Genomic DNA, 17,099 nt, shown 5'->3' with positions numbered 1-17,099 from the left:
GCTCATTTTGAATTCGTGTCTTCAGAAAAATGAATCAGCTCGGTGCCCTCGGTCACCTGATCACCCACGGGGTGTGGAATGGCTTGCACCACACCATCGCACGGGGAGTTCAGCGTGTGTTCCATTTTCATGGCCTCCAGACCAATCAAGGGCTGCCCTTTTTTAACAGCATCGCCCACTTTCACAAACACTGCAAACACCTTGCCCGGCATGGGTGCTGCCACACCGTGTGCGTCGTGCCCCTGATCGGCGCGAATGTGCGCTGGGTTTTGCCAGTGCAGGTTGGTTTGTTCCGCACCCACATGAATGCTGAGGTTGTCGCCATGCCAAATCAAATCAAAGGGGCTGCCTGCGTGTGGGCCTGTGTTGACAAGGCCTTTGGTTCGAGCCAAACCACTTCCATGGCCATGATTTGTCAGCGTTGCAAACAGAGCGGAACCTGCGCATTGAATCGTCGCCTGCTGCCCTTGAACCGACACATGCGTGTGGGTGGCCAAGGCAATATCGCGGTTTAACCAACGGTCTTCACGCAAAGGGGGGGCACTGGAATAAAACCCGTCGAGCATGGCCAAGGGGTCGCTGCTGTTCTTGTTGTTCGCATGTTGGTGCAAAGCCCAGCGTGCAAGGCCAGCCAACGCTTGCAATGTGACTGACTCAATTTGCTGCCCGTGCTCTGTGTTTGTTCGCTCAGTCATTCTGTCGATCAGCCCTGTGTCATAGCCACCGGCTGCGAATTCGGGGTGCAAGCACAAACTACGCAACCAAGCCAGGTTGTTTTTTACACCCACACAACGCAATTGCGCCAATGCATCGGCAAGTTTTTTCAACGCCGCTTCACGGGTGGGCGCCCAGGTAATCAGCTTGCCCACCATGGGGTCGTAGTAAGGCGACACCGCTAAGCCCGAACGCATGGAAGAATCGAGGCGAATGCCCGCGGTTCTGCCTGCATGGGTGCCCGTGCGAAACTCGATCGCATCGGGTGCCTCCCACAACTCAACGGTGCCAATGGCTGGCAAAAAACCTTGATCGGGGTTTTCAGCATACAAGCGTGCTTCAAACGCATGGCCATCGATGTGAATGGTTTCTTGCGTGGCGGGCAAAGGCAATCCCGCTGCAATTTCGATTTGCCACTGCACCAAATCAAAGCCGGTGATCATCTCGGTGACAGGGTGTTCCACTTGCAAGCGCGTGTTCATTTCCATGAAATAAAACTCGCCGCGTGCATCGAGCAAAAACTCCACGGTGCCCGCACCCACATAATTCACGGCCTTGGCCACTTGTACCGCTGTGCGCCCAAAGGCTTCGCGTTGCGCTTCCGTGAGACCAAACGCAGGGGCTTCTTCAATTACTTTTTGATGGCGGCGCTGCGCTGAGCAATCGCGCTCGAACAAATGCACCACATTGCCATGGGTATCGGCAAACACCTGCACTTCCACATGGCGGGGTTTGATGATTTGTTTTTCGAGCATCACGGTGGCATCGCCAAATGCGTTTTTGGCTTCGCGTTGGCAGCTTTCAAGTGCCGCCTGCAAATCGCCTGCATTGTTCACAATGCGAATGCCCTTGCCACCACCGCCAGCCACCGCCTTGATCATCAGCGGAAAGCCAATTCGCTCGGCCTCGGTTTGCAAGGTGCCCAGCGATTGGTCGGCACCGAAATAACCGGGAATCAGCGGCACGCCCGCGGGCTGCACACAGGCCTTGGCTTCGCTTTTGCTGCCCATGATTCGAATGGCTTCCACACCCGGACCGATGAATGTGATGTGCGCATTGGCACAAGCCTGCGCAAACGCGGCATTCTCGGACAAAAAACCATAACCGGGGTGAATGGCCTGCGCACCGGTTTGCTTTGCAGCGGCAATCACTTTCTCGATGTTCAGGTAGCTTTGCGCAGCCTCGGGTTCGCCAAGGCACACCGCTTCGTTGCACTCCTGTACATGCAGTGCTTGTGCATCGGCAGTGGAATAAACAGCCACAGTGTGTATGCCCATGGCCTGCGCTGTGCGGTTAATTCGGCGGGCAATTTCGCCTCGGTTGGCAATCAGTATTTTGGTGAACATTTTTTGAATAACCCTGTTAGCCGACCCACTTCGGTTTGCGTTTTTCCATGAAAGCCATCATGCCTTCGGCGGCCTCGGCGCTGCCGCGCACGGCGGCAAGACGTGCGGCCACTTCGGCATGTGTTTCATCGGCGGTGATGTCCATGCGGCTTACGTCTCGCACCAGCTTTTTGCAGGCGGCCATGGCATCGGGCGCACAACTGTCCAGCTCGGCCAGAATGGATTCCAGTTTGGCATCCAGCGTGTCGGGCGTGGTCAGTTCATGCACCATGCCCAAGGCGTAGGCCTTCTCAGCCGTGAATGTTTCGCCGGTGATGAAGTAGCGGCGCGCCGCTTGTATGCCCATGGCTTGCACCACGTAGGGGCTGATGGTGGCTGGAATTAAACCGCGCTTGACTTCCGGCAGGCTGAATTTCACATTGTTGCTGGCCACAATAATGTCGCTTGCGCTGACCAAACCTGTGGCGCCCGCAAGGCACAGGCCATGCACCCGGGCCACCACGGGCTTGGGGCATTCGGCAATGCCACGAAACAGGCTGGTCAGGGTAATGCCGCTTTGCTGGTTGCTGGCGGCTTGCTGGGCCATTTGCATCATGTACCCAAGGTCGGCGCCTGAGCAAAATGCATCGCCGTTCGCTGCCAACACAATGGCGCGGGTATCCGGGTCGTTGCCCAAACGCTGAAATGCTTCCACCAGCATGGCGATCATTTCGCCATTCATCGCGTTTTTAATTTGCGGGCGGTTCAGTGTCAGCCACACGGATTTTCCCTTGCGGGTTTCAATCACGGGTTTTTCATTGGACTGCTCAGTCATTGCGGTGTCTCCGTTTTTATTGTTGTGCGCATTTACATTCTGTACACGCCAAATTTTGTTTCGGGAATGTCGGCATTCAGGCTGGCTGAAATGGCCATGCCCAAAATACGGCGCGTGTCTGCGGGGTCGATCAAGCCGTCGTCCCACAACCTGGCTGTGGCGTAGTAAGGCTGGCTTTGCTCGTCAAACTGCTTCAGTGTGGGGGCCTTGAATTCGGCTTCTTCTTCCTTGCTCCAAGTGCCGCCTTTGGCTTCGATCTGGTTGCGCTTTACTGTGGCCAATACACCTGCAGCCTGTTCACCACCCATCACGCTGATGCGGGCATTGGGCCACATCCACATAAAGCGCGGGCTGTATGCACGGCCACACATGCCGTAGTTGCCGGCACCAAAGGAGCCACCAATGACCACGGTGAATTTGGGCACTTTGGCGCAGGCCACCGCCATCACCATTTTTGCGCCATGGCGTGCAATGCCTTCGTTTTCCACTTTCTTGCCCACCATAAAACCAGTGATGTTTTGCAAAAACACCAGTGGAATTTTGCGCTGGCAACACAACTCAATGAAGTGCGCGCCTTTCTGGGCGGATTCAGAAAACAAAATGCCGTTGTTGGCAACAATGCCCACGGGCATGCCATACAAACGCGCAAAACCGCACACCAGCGTGCTGCCAAAACGGGCTTTGAATTCATCAAACTCGCTGCCGTCCACCACACGGGCAATGATGTCGCGCACATCGAACGGCTTCTTCGCATCGGTCGGCACAATGCCGTAAATTTCTTCAGCGCTGTACAAGGGCTCTTTCGACTCGCTCAATGCCCAGGGGTAACGTTTTTCGGGTCGACCCAAATTGGCCACAATGCGGCGTGCAATTTCCAAAGCGTGCTGATCGTTTTCAGCCAGGTGGTCGGCTACGCCGGAAAGGCGGGTGTGTACATCGGCACCACCCAGTTCTTCCGCAGTGACAATTTCACCCGTAGCGGCTTGCACCAAGGGCGGGCCACCCAGGAAAATGGTGGCCTGGTTTTTCACAATAATGGCTTCGTCGCTCATGGCGGGCACGTAGGCACCACCGGCCGTGCAACTACCCATCACCACCGCAATTTGCGCAATGCCTTGCGCGCTCATATTGGCCTGGTTGAAGAAAATTCGACCAAAGTGGTCGCGATCAGGAAACACTTCGTCTTGGTTGGGCAAGTTGGCCCCGCCCGAATCCACCAGGTAAATACAGGGCAGGTTGTTCTCGGCCGCCACTTCCTGCGCACGCAGGTGCTTTTTCACGGAAAGCGGGTAGTAAGTGCCGCCTTTCACGGTGGCGTCGTTGCACACAATCATGCAGTCCACACCGCTAACCCGGCCAATGCCGGCAATGGCCCCCGCACCGGGCGCGGCGCCACCATACATGCCCCATGCTGCCAAGGGAGCCAGTTCAAGGAAAGGCGAGCCGGGATCCAGCAAACCAGCCACACGCTCGCGGGGCAACAGCTTGCCGCGTGCGGTGTGCCGGTCGTTGGCCACTTTGCCGCCGCCCTGTGCCACCACCGCCAAATTGGCTTTCAGTTCGTCAACCAGCTTTTTAAGCGCGGCTTGATTGGCTACAAAATCAGGGCGGTTTTTAACGTTGTTGGAATCGAGCACGCCCATGTTCAGAACGGCCCTTGTGCAACCCAGCGGCGCAATTGCTCCATGCGGTCCTGCCCCCAGAAGGCCTCACCATCCACCACAAAATACGGGGCACCGAACATGCCCGCGTCGATGGATTCCTGCACAGCATTTTTCAATTGCTCTTTCAGTGCATCGGTTTGGCTGCCTTCAACCAACGCCGCACCATCCAGACCAATCGAGCTGGCCACCTGGGCAACCACTGCGTCTTCAGTAATGTCCAAGCCCTCCACGAAGTACGCCTTGTACAAGGCGCGGGTCAGTTCACCTGCCTTGTCAGCCTGTGTATTGAGCACCTGCAAAATGGCACGTGAAGCCGTGGTGGCATTGATCGGAAACTTCTTGGGCCAGTTGATTTTCAAACCATGGAAGCGCGCGGTGCGGGCAAAGTCTTTCGCCGAGTATTTGCCCTTGGCCGGGTTCATCATGGGTGCCGTGTTGCCTGTGCTTTTGAACACAAAGCCCAGCAAGGTGGGCTTGTAATTTACGGTGCGATTGCCCGCGGCTGCAATTTCTTCGATTTGTTCAGCAGCCACATAGCTGTAAGGGCTGGTCAGGTCGAAAAAGAAATCAATCGTTTGTTTGGTAGTCATGGTGATTTTTGGCTCCATATTGAGGGCGTTCCTGTGATTCTATCGAACTTGGGGCGTAGTTCCGGCCCAAGCTTGCGCCTTGTCAGGAAAAAAGCCAACCCAGCCACTGGCTGGCCCATGGTTGCTTTGAAACCCACACAAACACGGCATAGCCACCCCACCACAGCAACACCACGAGCAATGCGGCCAGCACAGTGAAAACATAGCCCGCCAGCACCAACCGGCCATCCCGAACCCTTAAACCAAAGGTAATGCACACCATGGCCGCTGCGGGCAACACATTGTCGAATGAGGCAAAGGGCACAGGTGCGGCCATGGTGAGCCCGGCAAATGCCAGCACCATGCCGTTGATGGGCCGCATGCGTGGATGACTCATGAGAAAAAGCCTTGGCTTGCTGTGGGGTGCCACCCTGCGAATAAAGATTCCCAGAAACTTCTTGAGTACGCCAGCCGCTTTGGGTGGAAGTCGCTTTTCACCGATCTTCTTGGGAATTGGCACACCAAAGCCCAGCGCATAACCCACACCGAGCAAAAAGGTAAGGTAACCCAGGGTGGTGGCAATTCCGGGAATCCCAAAAGGTAACAACAGGGGCAAGGCAGCAAGACCAATCCAGGTGAGCTGCTGTTTCGGGCTACGCCCAATCGCATCGGCCACAGTGGCTTGCGCCATGTTGTCGGCGAACAAAACCACACGCCGCCACGCGTAGGGCAGTTCTTTCAGCGATTCATCTTGGTCGGCAGGCTTGTTCAATTGGATGGCTGTGAATAAAGGCACCCCATCTTAGGCGAATTTGAGTGCAGCCATGATGCGGCATACCACTTTCGAGCGAAGGGTAAGCCCGATGGACAAAATCACCACCAAAGCATCACTCTAGGTGATGACGCATTTGCCACATTCAGCCGCCACCAGGAGTCGCCATGCTCAAACAATTTGTTGCCCCGATTTTCATATCTGCCGCTGCCCTGTGTGCGCAGCCCGCTTTGGCTGAGCGCTTCCCCGACGTGCCGCGCCCGATCGACTACTTTGTAAACGGGGAAGAAATTCTGGCAGTGAGCACCCTGCGAGACGACATTCGCGCACAGGGTAACTTCCCGCTGGGCAAGGCACTGCTGACCATTGGCCGCGACGACCTGCTGGGCCTGAACCGCAGCCTGGACAGCTTTGACACCGGCACATTGGAAACACCCTTGGGCGGCGAGTTCGAGGTGGACAAGGAAGAGGTTGTGCAATTCCGGGGCGAACGCGCGGTTCGGGCTACGCAGGGGTTGAATCGCTTGAGTTATGGCAGTGGATTCAACTGAAAAAGGGCTGCGGCACCGCAGCCCTTTTTAATCGGAAAAGTGATTGCTTACGCAGCCTGCTTGGCCTGCGCTTTGCGGTTTGATGTTTTCTTGCCCGTTGCTGCCCCTGCTTTCGCAAATTCCAGCACGCCATCTTCAAGCTTGCCTTTCTTCAACACCGGGCGGTCGGCCAGGTAGTTGTTCACCACAGTCCAAGGTGCGGCAGGGCCTTGCTTGGGCAAACGGTCGGCGGCACGCTTCATGTAACCTGCATCCAGATCAAACATGGGGGTGTCATCCGTTTCTACGCCGTCTGCATTGGGCACCACGCGGGCAAAGTCGTGCTTGTCCATGTGATTCAACACACGGCACACAAACTCGGCAGCCAAATCGGCCTTCAACGTCCACGATGCATTGGTGTAACCAAACACCATGGCAAAGTTGGGGATGCTGCTCATCATCACGCCCTTGTAGCTCATGACTTCGCCCACATTCACAGGCTTGCCGTCCACATGCGCTGTGAGACCACCCAGAATTTGCAGATCAAGGCCGGTTGCAGTAATGATGATGTCCGCTTCCAGTACCTGCCCGCTTTTCAGCTTGATACCGTTTTCGACAAAGGTGTCGATGTGGTCAGTCACAATGTCGGCCTTTCCTTTTTTCAGTACCTTGAACAGGTCGCCATCGGGCACCACACACAGGCGCTGATCCCATGGGTTGTAGCTCGGCGTGAAATGCTTCATGTCGAAATTCTTGCCCATGCGCGCACGGGTTGCACCCAACAACAAGCGTTTAATGGCTTGGGGGCGTTGCTTGCTCAACTTGAAAATCAGGCGCTGCAAGCCAATGTTGCGTGCGCGACCAATGTTGTAGACCCAGGTGTCGGGCATGAATTTTTTCAGCACCACGGAAACCGGATCGACGGAAGGAATCGATGCAATGTACGTGGGTGAACGCTGCAACATGGTCACATGCGCAGCATCGTCGGCCATGGCCGGCACCAACGTAATGGCGGTTGCTCCACTGCCAATCACCACCACGCGCTTGCCGGAATAATCCAGTTTTTCTGGCCACTGCTGGGGGTGCACCACGGTGCCCTTGAAATTCTTGATGCCGGGAAATTCCGGGCTGTAACCCTTGTCGTAATTGTAGTAACCGGTACAACCCAGCAAGAAATTGCTGGTGAACACCTGCTTTTCACCAGTTTCTTCAATAATGCCTTCCACGGTCCACTGGTTCGCCTCGGAATCCCAGTTGGCCGAGGTCACCTTCAGGCCAAACTGAATGTCTTTGGTGACGTTGTTCTCTTTGGCGGCTTCAGTCACGTATTCGCGAATTTCCTGACCGTTGGCCAAAACCTTTTCACCTTTCCAGGGCTTGAAACTGTAACCCAGCGTGAACATGTCGGAATCAGAGCGAATACCGGGGTAGCGGAACAAGTCCCAAGTGCCGCCAATGGCTTTGCGACGTTCCAGAATTTTGATGGTCTTGCCTTTGCAGTTCTGCTTGATGTGGCATGCTGCACCAATGCCAGACAAACCAGCGCCAATAATCAGTACGTCTACGTGTGGATTGTTCATTTTTTTGTCCCCCTAATGTGACCGTCTATGTGACTTTTCATATTGTCAGTTGAGAGAATAGTGGCGAGCCGGGTCTGTTGGCTAGTAAGAAATACTCTAAACTGGGCTAACTATTACACAGAGCAAGGAAAAATGGAATTTCTTGAAACACTGAAACAGCGGCACAGCGTACGTGCATTTGACCCCAAACCCGTACCGGAAGAAGTGCTTCAACGCCTACTTTCACAGGCTGCACTGTCACCGAGTTGGTCCAATACACACCCCTACCGCATTGCCCTGGCCACTGGCGATGTACTGGAAAGCTTGCGCAGCGAACTGTATGGTCGATTTCAGGAAACCATCAAACTACAGCGCGGCGGCAAACTGGCCCAAATCAAGGGCTTGTTGACACGTAGCCAGGGTATTCCTGATGGCGATGTGAAACCCGTGATGAACTACCCCAAGGATTTGCAAGCGCGGCGCGTGGAATGTGGCAAAGGCTTGTACGGCGTTTTGGGCGTGGCCCGCAACGACCTGAAAGCACGCGACCAAGCGATGGCCGAGAACTTTCGCATGTTTGGGGCGCCCGCCGCTGCATTTGTGTTTGTGCACGAAGGCGTGGGCATTTACAGCGCGCTTGACGCCGGTATTTTTCTGCAAAGCCTGATGTTGGCGGCCACCAACGAAGGTCTGGGCACTTGCGCGCAAGGTGCGCTGGGCTTGTTCCGATCCCCCTTGGACAAGCACTTTGACATTCCCAAGCAATACAACTTGCTGTGCGGCGTGGCCATTGGCTATGAGCAGGATGTGCCGGTGAACAAGTTTCAGCCTGAGAAAATTACGGCGAGTGCGTTGATGCTGTCCAAGCGCGGGGCATAAACACGCGAGGGCGGGCTTATTTAGCCCGATCGGCTAGGGTTCCAATCTCTCGCCTGAAAACCTGTACTTCCCTTTTTGAGATTCACCCTGACTCACCTCGCTCGGCAAAAAAGCGGGCCGAGTCTCGGTGCCGGCCGATGGCCGACCGTGGCGGTTGAATTCAAACGGGCAGGTTTTCTTGAAGGCGAGGCGATCGAAACACCGCCGCCGATTGGGCGTTGAACCCAGCGGTGAGCTGCACGGGGTGATGGAGAATCGCAAGCGCCGGTTTAAGCCAACTCGGCAGTGGGATTGCTTGGGCCGCACTTCAAGAAAACCGCCCCGTTTGAGTTTATTAGAAGCGTTCGGCTTCAAGCCGACACCGAGACTCGGCCCGCCCTTTTGCCGAGCTCGGTGAGCAAGAATAAATTCAAAAAGGGATTCAGCGGTTTTCAGTGCGGAACGGGCAACCCACGCTGAGGTGGCAAGAAACCACCGCGGTAACCCTTCAAGTTCAGATCACGAATAACCCACGCCAGGTTGGCAAGAAACCACCCTGGCCGCTCACCGCTTCTTGATAAACCGGTTGGTAAATCGCACCGCTTCGGAATACGGGAAAATATCTTCGATATGGCCCTGGGTAATGCGATCTTTGCGCTCTTGCCAAAACTCATATTCCAGCAAATCGCGGTGTTTGCTTAAAAACGCCTTGCGCACCCTGCGGTCACCCAACAGGAAGTGCCCGAACTCCTCGGGGAATACATCTTTCGGGCCCACGGTGTACCAAGGCTCTGCAGACATTTCTGCTTCCGGATTGGGCGCTTCTGGAATGCGACGGAAATTGGAATCGGTCATGTACTCGATTTCATCGTAATCGTAAAACACCACTCGGCCCAAGCGGGTAACACCAAAGTTTTTGAACAACATATCGCCCGGGAAAATATTCGCCGCTGCAAGCTGTTTGATCGCATTGCCGTATTCGGCAATGCCATGCTCCACATCTGAGTCCGTGCCTTGTTGCAAGTAAATATTCAGCGGTGTCATTCGGCGCTCAATGTACACATGCTTGATCACCACCGTGTCGTCCTCAAAGGTCAGCGAACTTTCGCAAGTGTCCTTCAAGTGGTCAATCAATTCTTGTGAAAAACGGTTCAGCGGCAAACCCACATGGCTGTATTCCCAAGTGTCGGCCATGCGGCCCACGCGATCGTGTTCTTTCACCAACTGGTATTTGCGCATTACACCCGCGCGATCAATTTCCTTGCTGGGTGCTATTTTGTCTTTGATCAGTTTGAACACATAAGGGTAAGAAGGCAGCGTGAACACCGCCATCACCAAACCCTTGATACCGGGCGCAACGATAAACTCGTCGTGGCTGTGTTTCAGGTGGTGCAAAAAATCGCGATAAAACAAAGTTTTGCCCTGCTTGTGCAAACCCAGCATGGTGTACATCTCGGCCTTGGGCTTGTTGGGCAACAAGGTGCGCAAAAATTGCACATACGCGCCTGGGGTTTCCATGTCCACAAGGAAATACGCTCGCGTAAAGCTGAACAGCGTGGCAATTTGCTGAACATTGAACAGAACAGTGTCAATGTAAAGTTTGCCGGCCGAATCACGCAAAATGGGAATGGCAAAAGGTTGCGGCATGTTGGCATTGATAAACTTGCCAATAATGTACGCACCTTTGTTGCGGAAAAACAGGCTGGAGAGCACCTGAATTTGGCAATCCGGGTCTACCTTAATGGGGCGCGGCATTACCTGCCTTGCAGCGTGTACAACATAGCGCAGGTCGCGTTCCAAATCCACAAAATCGGCATTCAATGAAAAGTCGCGCACCAATCGCTTTAAAGTTTTACGCAAGCCACCGCTTTTCGGGTTGGCCGGGTAATAGCTGCGATACGAGGGGGGATCACTTTCCACATAATCAGTACTCACCGCTGGGCGCACGAATAAAAAACGGTTGTGGTAGTAATCCCGGTGCAAAATTTTTGTCACCGCAGAGTTGAAAAAGGTTTCCGCCAGCTCAGGCTGTTTGTGATCCACCAGGTAAGTCACGAACCGGGTTTTGATTTTTGCCCACACCGATTCGCTCATCAACAGCGAACCATAATTTCTGCGAAGCAAATCCACAGCCTCTTTCACACGTTCGTCATAAAAATCGATACGGTCGCGGGCCAGCTGTTGAATCAGGTGCCAATCGCCTTCTTCAAACAATTTTTTGGTTTGCTGTGCGCAATAGCGAAACAGGCGATAGTGCTTGTCAAAGCCCGCCAAAATGTCGCTGGCCACCTTTTTGGACAGCTCGCGCTCCTCATCCTCACTCAGGTGGCTGGTTTCACTCAGCTCACCAAAGTCTTCTTCCAGGGTTTTCAGGTCCAAGGGCAGGCTGCTCATAAGCTGCTTTCACTCCAATTGATGAACCACCGATTCTACGAGATACCTTCTGTATTTGCCCAAGAAAATCCAAAACCTGCGCCAACTTAGTATGATTGAGACGTTGAACAAGGAAGTTGACATGCGAAGTCGTTTGAAATTGATGTGCCTGGCGTTGCTGCCCCTGCTGGCATGGGCCTGCAATGGTGAAAACAGCGCTGGTAGCGCAACACGCAACACCGTTCAATCCTCGGAAGCTTTTGGTTGGCCCGCCTCGGTTCAAGGCGAAGATCCGCCAGTAAGCCCGCCTGAGAGCCCAGTGCCAAGCGACGACGTGCTGTTTCAACTGGGCATGGTCAGCGACATGCTACCGCGTCAGCAACTGGTCGGCGTTGTAGACCCGATTGCTTTGGGCTACACGCTGAGCGACATCACCGACCCCGCCTTGCTTGAGTTTCAAATTCGCGCCATGGCTGCGCAGCTCAGCGACGGTTCACGCATCGACCAGGTATTCCACTGGTACGGTCACCCCGAAAACAACAAGTCGGTGGCCTTGGTTCCCGTGGAATTTCAAAACCGCTATGGCACCCGCCTGCACGGCGAAATTGTGTTGCCCAAACGTGGGCAAACCCAGGCCACCGCCCAGAAATACCCGGTTATTCTGGCGCTGGAAGGCCTGAACACCAACACCGCCATGTACCGCTGGTGGCATCAGCTGTTTGCCGATGCGGGGTACCTGGTGTTTGCATTTGATTTTTCCGGGCAGGGCCGATCAGATGATGAGGTGCAAGGCGACCCCGGCAACAACATTGAAGAAGCACAAGACGCACTGAGCTACCTGCTTAACAATTCGCCGGTGCGCGAGTTTATCGACCCCGCCCGCATTGGTGTAATCGGCCACAGCATGGGCGCCATTGCCACCATGGGTTTACAGGCAGTGGAGCCGCGTTTGAAGGCTGCTGTGGCTGCCGCGCCAATCAGTGAAATTCAATCGGTGTTCAACAGCAACCCCATTCCGGTGATGATTCAAACCGGTGATCACGATGGGCCCATTGCCCCAATCGTGGCGGTAAACCCCGCCGTGGTGCGCCCGGTTTACGACAAGCTGACCAGCGACCGCGCCTTCATTGTGGCCGATGCTGCCAGCCACGCCCAACACACCAACTACCCACTGCTGCCCACCTCCACCTGGGGGCGAGAAATTGCAGCGCAGTACTCACTGGCCTGGATGAACTACCATTTGCTGGGAGATTCTGAGGCGCTGAAAGTGCTGCAAACCGCGCACCCCAGGCTGAGTTACTTGTGGGAAAGTGAAGTGGTGATTGGGCAGGACAAACGGGTATTCAAATCCGCCGGGCCTGCCCCGCTTCAATAAGCGTTTAGATGGTTTCAGCAAACAATTCGCGGCCAATCAACATGCGGCGAATTTCGCTGGTGCCTGCGCCAATTTCATACAGCTTGGCGTCGCGCCACAAACGCCCGCACGGGTACTCGTTGATGTAGCCGTTGCCGCCCAGAATCTGGATCGACTCACCCGCCATCCAGGTGGCTTTTTCCGCTGAGAACAAAATGGCACCTGCACAGTCTTTGCGCAGCCTGCGCACGGTTTCAGGCGTGGCCTTGTCACAGGCTTTGCCCACTTGGTACACGTAAGCACGCGTGGCCATCATGACTGAATACATGTCAGCGAGCTTGCCCTGAATCAGTTGAAACTCACCAATGCTTTGACCAAACTGCTTGCGGTCGTGCACATACGGCACCACCACATCCATGGCCGCCGCCATGATGCCCAACGGGCCTCCGCTGAGCACTGCACGCTCGAAATCAAGCCCGCTCATCAGCACATTCACACCACGACCCACTTTGCCCAGCACATGGGTTTCGGGTACTTCACAGTCCTCGAACACCAGCTCGCCGGTGTGGCTGCCGCGCATGCCCAGCTTGTCCAGTTTTTGCGCAATCGAAAAACCCTTGAATCCTTTTTCGATCAAAAAGGCTGTAATACCGTGTGGCCCGGCGGCCAGATCAGTTTTGGCATACACCACCAGCACATCGGCATCGGGGCCATTGGTGATCCACATTTTGTTGCCATTCAGCACATACTTGTCGCCCTTTTTGTCGGCACGCAACTGCATGCTCACCACATCCGACCCCGCACCCGGTTCGCTCATGGCCAACGCACCAATGTGTTCACCGGAAATCAGTTTGGGCAAAAAGGTTTTGCGCTGCCAGTCGCTGCCGTTGCGGCGAATCTGGTTCACACACAGGTTGGAGTGCGCGCCGTAGCTTAATGCCACCGAGGCACTGGCGCGCGAAATTTCTTCCATGGCCACCATGTGGGCCAAATAACCCAAGCCACTGCCGCCCAGCTCTTCCTCAACGGTCAAACCCAACAGTCCCATATCGCCCATTTTTCGCCACAAATGCATGGGAAATTGGTCGGTTTTGTCCATTTCTGCAGCCAATGGGGCAATTTCAGCTTGGGCAAAAGTTTGTACTGCATCGCGCAAGGCGTCGATGTCCTCTCCAAGATCAAACTGAAGTCCTGGCAAATTCAACATATCAAAGTCTCCGCAGAAGTTATGCTTTTCCGAAATGATGCCCTACAATCAGCCCCTTCACCCACACAAATGACTGAAAAGTCACCAGAAAACACATGGGAATTGAACGTTTGTTTGAACCGCCCGTTTTGGGCCAGCCAACCCCGGTAGCACCCGGCGTACTCTGGCTGCGTTTGCCATTGCCCTTTGCGCTCGACCACATCAATGTGTGGCTGATCGAGGAAGAAAACCAATACACACTGGTGGATTGCGGGGCAGGTTTGCCCGACGTTGCCGCCATGTGGGAAGAAATCGAACAAACCCAGTTTGTGCGCAAACCCTTGGGTCGAATCATTTGCACCCATGCCCACCCCGACCACATTGGCATGGCTGGCCCCCTGGCGCGCCGCCACGGGGTGCATGTGCACATGTCCACTGGCGAATACTTCATGGCGCGGGGCTTGTGTGCCAACCTGCCTGGCTTTGACGGCAACACCCTGGGTACCTTCATGGCCAGCCATGGTCTGGTGAACGAGAAAAAAGCCGACGAAACCCTGGAAGCACGCGGCGGCATGTTTTCAAGGCTGGTGCCTGAACCACCCCTGAATTACCAACGCATTCAACATGGCGACGAAATCACCATTGGCGGCCATGTGTGGCAATGCCACGCGGGTTTTGGTCACAGCCCTGAACACATTGCCCTGGTGTGCAAAAGCCTGGACTTGATGATCAGCGGCGACATGCTGCTGCCCACCATTTCAACCAATGTCAGCGTGTATGGCATTGAACCCGAAGGCAACCCACTGCTGCTGTTTTTAAAATCGGTGCAAAGCATGGCCCAATTGCCCAACAGCCTCACCGTACTGCCTTCGCATGGCGTGCCTTTTAAGGGTGTCCACGACCGTTGTGCGCAACTGCTGCGCCACCACGAGCACCGCTTAAGCGAACTGCTTGAGGCTTTGAAAGAAAAACCACTCACCGCCCGCCAAGCCATCAGCATATTGTTCAGGCGGGAGATGGATGGCCATCAAATGAGCTTTGCCATGGGCGAGGCCATCGCCCACCTGCATTACCTGTGGTACAAAGGTTTGGTGAAGCGCTCGGCGGTTGAGGGCGTGTGGACGTTTCAGGCGGTTTAATCGACAGCCAGCCCTTTAAATTTGCACAAGCAACCCCATTTCCATTGTTGACCCAATTTTTGCAGCACACAGCACCATGAACAAAGCAGCCCACAACATGATCCCAGTCACCATTCTTACCGGCTTTCTGGGCAGTGGAAAAACCACCCTTCTAAACCGCATTCTGAAAGAAAACCACGGCATGAAAATCGCCGTGATTGAAAACGAATTCGGCGAAGAAGGCGTCGACAATGACCTGTTGATGCAAGACGAGCAGGAAAACATTGTTGAAATGAACAACGGTTGCTTGTGCTGCACGGTGCGCGGCGACCTGGTGCGTATTCTGGGTGAAATGGCAGCCAAACGCCTTGCCGGCGAGCTGAAATTCGACCGCGTGGTCATTGAAACCACGGGCATGGCCGACCCCGGCCCCGTGGCACAAACCTTCTTTGTCGATGACCTGGTGGCTGAAAGTTTTATTCTGGACGCAGTCATTACCGTGGTGGATGCCAAACACGGCATGCAACAACTGGATGAACACCGCGAGATTCAGCAACAAGTGGGTTTTGCAGATCGAATCCTTTTGTCCAAAACCGACTTGTGCGAGGAAGACGAAGTCACCGCTTTGAAACGTCGCCTGGTTAAAATGAACGCGCGTGCCGAAATGATGATTTCCGAGTTTGGCGTGGCCCCCATCGACAAACTACTGGATGTGCGGGGCTTCAACCTGAACTCCATTCTGGACATTGCACCCGACTTTCTCGACGAAGACAAACACACCCACAACGATGAAATTCAAAGCTTTGTGTTCAAAAGTACCAAGCCCTTTGATGGTCAGAAATTCGAAGAATTCATGGGCTCGGTTACTCAGGTTTACGGGCCTGACATGCTGCGTTACAAAGGCATTTTGAACATCAAGGCCAGCGACCGCAGAGCCTTGTTTCAGGGCGTTCACATGCTCATGGGACTGGACTGGGGCAGAAAATGGGACAACGCTGAGAAAAAAGAAAGCAAAATTGTATTTATTGGGCGTAAACTCCCCAAGGAATTTATCACCCAAGGGTTAGAGCTTTGTCTAGCCCGATAGCGGATATACTGGTATATAGTCAATAAAAAACCAAAGGACTAGAGGCTGTGCTATGACCACTGAAAAGACGCCCGTCATCAACGAGAAACAATTGCTCGCGATGAAAGAAAACGATTACATGAACGAGGTGCAGCTTGCCTTTTTCCGCCAGCGTTTGCAGGAAATGGAAAAAGAATTGCTGGCCAATGCAGGTGAAACCACCGAGCATTTGCGCGAGACCGTGGTGGTGCCCGACCCTGCTGACCGTGCAACGATCGAAGAAGAGCATGCGCTTGAACTTCGAACACGTGATCGCGAACGCAAACTGCTGAAGAAAATTCAGCAATCGATTCAAAAGATTGACGCTGGCGAATATGGCTGGTGTGAAGAAACAGGCGACCCCATTGGCGTGGCCCGTTTGCTGGCACGCCCAACAGCCACGCTGTCGCTTGAAGCACAGCAACGCCGGGAATTGAAGCAGCGTATGTACGGGGATTAAATCCCTCGAATTGCGCTGTTGATGCAAAGAAGCACGTTGAACTTGAGTTCGCGTGCTTTTTTTACGTCTCCAACAGCTGGATTGTCTTGCCCAGTCAGCTTGGGTTCCGATCTCTCGCCTGAAAACCTGTACTCCCCTTGCTGAGCCTCACGATGCCTGAGAACGCCCCTCCTAAAATGCGAGTCGGGCTCGTTCTCTGTCGCCCATACTGGGCGACACCGGCCCTGCTCGGCACGCAAAGGCAGGTTTTCTTGAAGGCGAGGCGATCGAAACACCGCCGCCGATTGGGCGTTGAACCCAGCGGTGAGCTGCACGGGGTGATGGAGAATCGCAAGCGCCGGTTTAAGCCAACTCGGCAGTGGGATTGCTTGGGCCGCACTTCAAGAAAACCGCCCCGTTTGAGTTTATTAGAAGCGTTCGGCTTCAAGCCGACACCGAGACTCGGCCCGCCCTTTTGCCGAGCTCGGTGAGCAAGAATAAATTCAAAAAGGGATCAAGCGGTTTTCAGTGCGGCACAAGTAACTCACGCCGAGTTGGCAAATAACCGCAACAGTGACCCTTCAAGTTCAAATCAAAAGTCACCATTCAGGTGACATAAATCCCCCGCCATCACAGTTTTGTCATCAATTTTCTGCCATAAATATTTCACTGTTTACTTTTTCATTAAAAATCATCAA

General features: G+C 54.4%; 14 protein-coding genes. 6 read left to right on the top strand and 8 right to left on the bottom strand.

Going from position 1 to position 17,099, the window contains the following annotated elements; translation table 11 throughout:
• Positions 1–2: 2 nt before the first annotated feature.
• The 5 genes from FRIGORI9N_RS00640 to FRIGORI9N_RS00620 all read right to left on the bottom strand — a co-directional run bounded on the left by FRIGORI9N_RS00640 (position 3) and on the right by FRIGORI9N_RS00620 (position 5,879).
• A complete protein-coding gene (locus FRIGORI9N_RS00640; RefSeq protein ID WP_159567989.1) occupies positions 3–2,060 on the bottom strand; it encodes a biotin carboxylase N-terminal domain-containing protein in 2,058 nt (685 codons plus the stop codon).
• A 16-nt stretch (positions 2,061–2,076) separates the two neighbouring features.
• Complete coding sequence (locus FRIGORI9N_RS00635) at positions 2,077–2,874, bottom strand: enoyl-CoA hydratase-related protein (RefSeq protein WP_159567988.1); 798 nt, start codon at positions 2,872–2,874, stop codon at positions 2,077–2,079.
• A gap of 32 nt (positions 2,875–2,906) precedes the next feature.
• Positions 2,907–4,517 (bottom strand): carboxyl transferase domain-containing protein, encoded by a 1,611-nt coding sequence (locus FRIGORI9N_RS00630; RefSeq protein ID WP_159567987.1) that lies wholly within the window; start codon positions 4,515–4,517, stop codon positions 2,907–2,909.
• Positions 4,518–4,519: 2 nt separating this feature from the next.
• Positions 4,520–5,128 carry a 2-hydroxychromene-2-carboxylate isomerase gene (locus FRIGORI9N_RS00625; RefSeq protein ID WP_159567986.1) on the bottom strand — a complete coding sequence of 203 codons (609 nt, stop codon included), beginning with the start codon at positions 5,126–5,128 and terminating at the stop codon, positions 4,520–4,522.
• Between the two features lie 82 nt (positions 5,129–5,210).
• On the bottom strand, positions 5,211–5,879 hold the full coding sequence (locus FRIGORI9N_RS00620) for an exopolysaccharide biosynthesis protein (protein ID WP_159567985.1): 669 nt from the start codon (positions 5,877–5,879) through the stop codon (positions 5,211–5,213).
• A 167-nt stretch (positions 5,880–6,046) separates the two neighbouring features.
• Here FRIGORI9N_RS00620 and FRIGORI9N_RS00615 point away from each other — a divergent pair, with 167 nt between their 5' ends.
• Positions 6,047–6,430, top strand: a complete 384-nt coding sequence (locus FRIGORI9N_RS00615; protein WP_159567984.1) for a hypothetical protein — start codon at positions 6,047–6,049, stop codon at positions 6,428–6,430.
• Between the two features lie 47 nt (positions 6,431–6,477).
• Here FRIGORI9N_RS00615 and FRIGORI9N_RS00610 read toward each other — a convergent pair whose 3' ends face one another.
• A complete protein-coding gene (locus FRIGORI9N_RS00610) occupies positions 6,478–7,989 on the bottom strand; it encodes an NAD(P)/FAD-dependent oxidoreductase (protein ID WP_159567983.1) in 1,512 nt (503 codons plus the stop codon).
• A 132-nt stretch (positions 7,990–8,121) separates the two neighbouring features.
• Here FRIGORI9N_RS00610 and FRIGORI9N_RS00605 point away from each other — a divergent pair, with 132 nt between their 5' ends.
• Positions 8,122–8,847 (top strand): nitroreductase, encoded by a 726-nt coding sequence (locus tag FRIGORI9N_RS00605; RefSeq protein ID WP_159567982.1) that lies wholly within the window; start codon positions 8,122–8,124, stop codon positions 8,845–8,847.
• A 543-nt stretch (positions 8,848–9,390) separates the two neighbouring features.
• On the opposite strand, the gene aceK is transcribed toward FRIGORI9N_RS00605, so the two are convergent.
• Positions 9,391–11,220 (bottom strand): bifunctional isocitrate dehydrogenase kinase/phosphatase, encoded by a 1,830-nt coding sequence (aceK, locus tag FRIGORI9N_RS00600; protein ID WP_201301381.1) that lies wholly within the window; start codon positions 11,218–11,220, stop codon positions 9,391–9,393.
• Positions 11,221–11,341: 121 nt separating this feature from the next.
• Between aceK and FRIGORI9N_RS00595 the strand changes: the two genes are divergently transcribed.
• Positions 11,342–12,574, top strand: a complete 1,233-nt coding sequence (locus FRIGORI9N_RS00595) for a S9 family peptidase (RefSeq protein ID WP_236550767.1) — start codon at positions 11,342–11,344, stop codon at positions 12,572–12,574.
• A gap of 4 nt (positions 12,575–12,578) precedes the next feature.
• Here FRIGORI9N_RS00595 and FRIGORI9N_RS00590 read toward each other — a convergent pair whose 3' ends face one another.
• Positions 12,579–13,760 (bottom strand): isovaleryl-CoA dehydrogenase, encoded by a 1,182-nt coding sequence (locus FRIGORI9N_RS00590; RefSeq protein ID WP_159567981.1) that lies wholly within the window; start codon positions 13,758–13,760, stop codon positions 12,579–12,581.
• A 95-nt stretch (positions 13,761–13,855) separates the two neighbouring features.
• Here FRIGORI9N_RS00590 and FRIGORI9N_RS00585 point away from each other — a divergent pair, with 95 nt between their 5' ends.
• From FRIGORI9N_RS00585 to dksA, 3 genes are all read left to right on the top strand, one after another.
• Positions 13,856–14,878 (top strand): MBL fold metallo-hydrolase, encoded by a 1,023-nt coding sequence (locus FRIGORI9N_RS00585; RefSeq protein ID WP_159567980.1) that lies wholly within the window; start codon positions 13,856–13,858, stop codon positions 14,876–14,878.
• Between the two features lie 76 nt (positions 14,879–14,954).
• Entirely contained in the window at positions 14,955–15,944 is a 990-nt protein-coding gene (locus FRIGORI9N_RS00580) for a GTP-binding protein (protein ID WP_236550766.1), read from the top strand.
• Positions 15,945–15,996: 52 nt separating this feature from the next.
• A complete protein-coding gene (gene dksA / locus FRIGORI9N_RS00575) occupies positions 15,997–16,422 on the top strand; it encodes an RNA polymerase-binding protein DksA (RefSeq protein WP_159567979.1) in 426 nt (141 codons plus the stop codon).
• The last annotated feature ends 677 nt before the right edge of the window (positions 16,423–17,099 follow it).

The organism is Limnobacter sp. 130 (assembly GCF_902506325.1).
Lineage (GTDB): Bacteria > Pseudomonadota > Gammaproteobacteria > Burkholderiales > Burkholderiaceae_B > Limnobacter.
The sequence above is the reverse complement of the archived record's forward strand: the minus strand, read 5'-3'. Positions and strand labels throughout refer to the sequence as shown.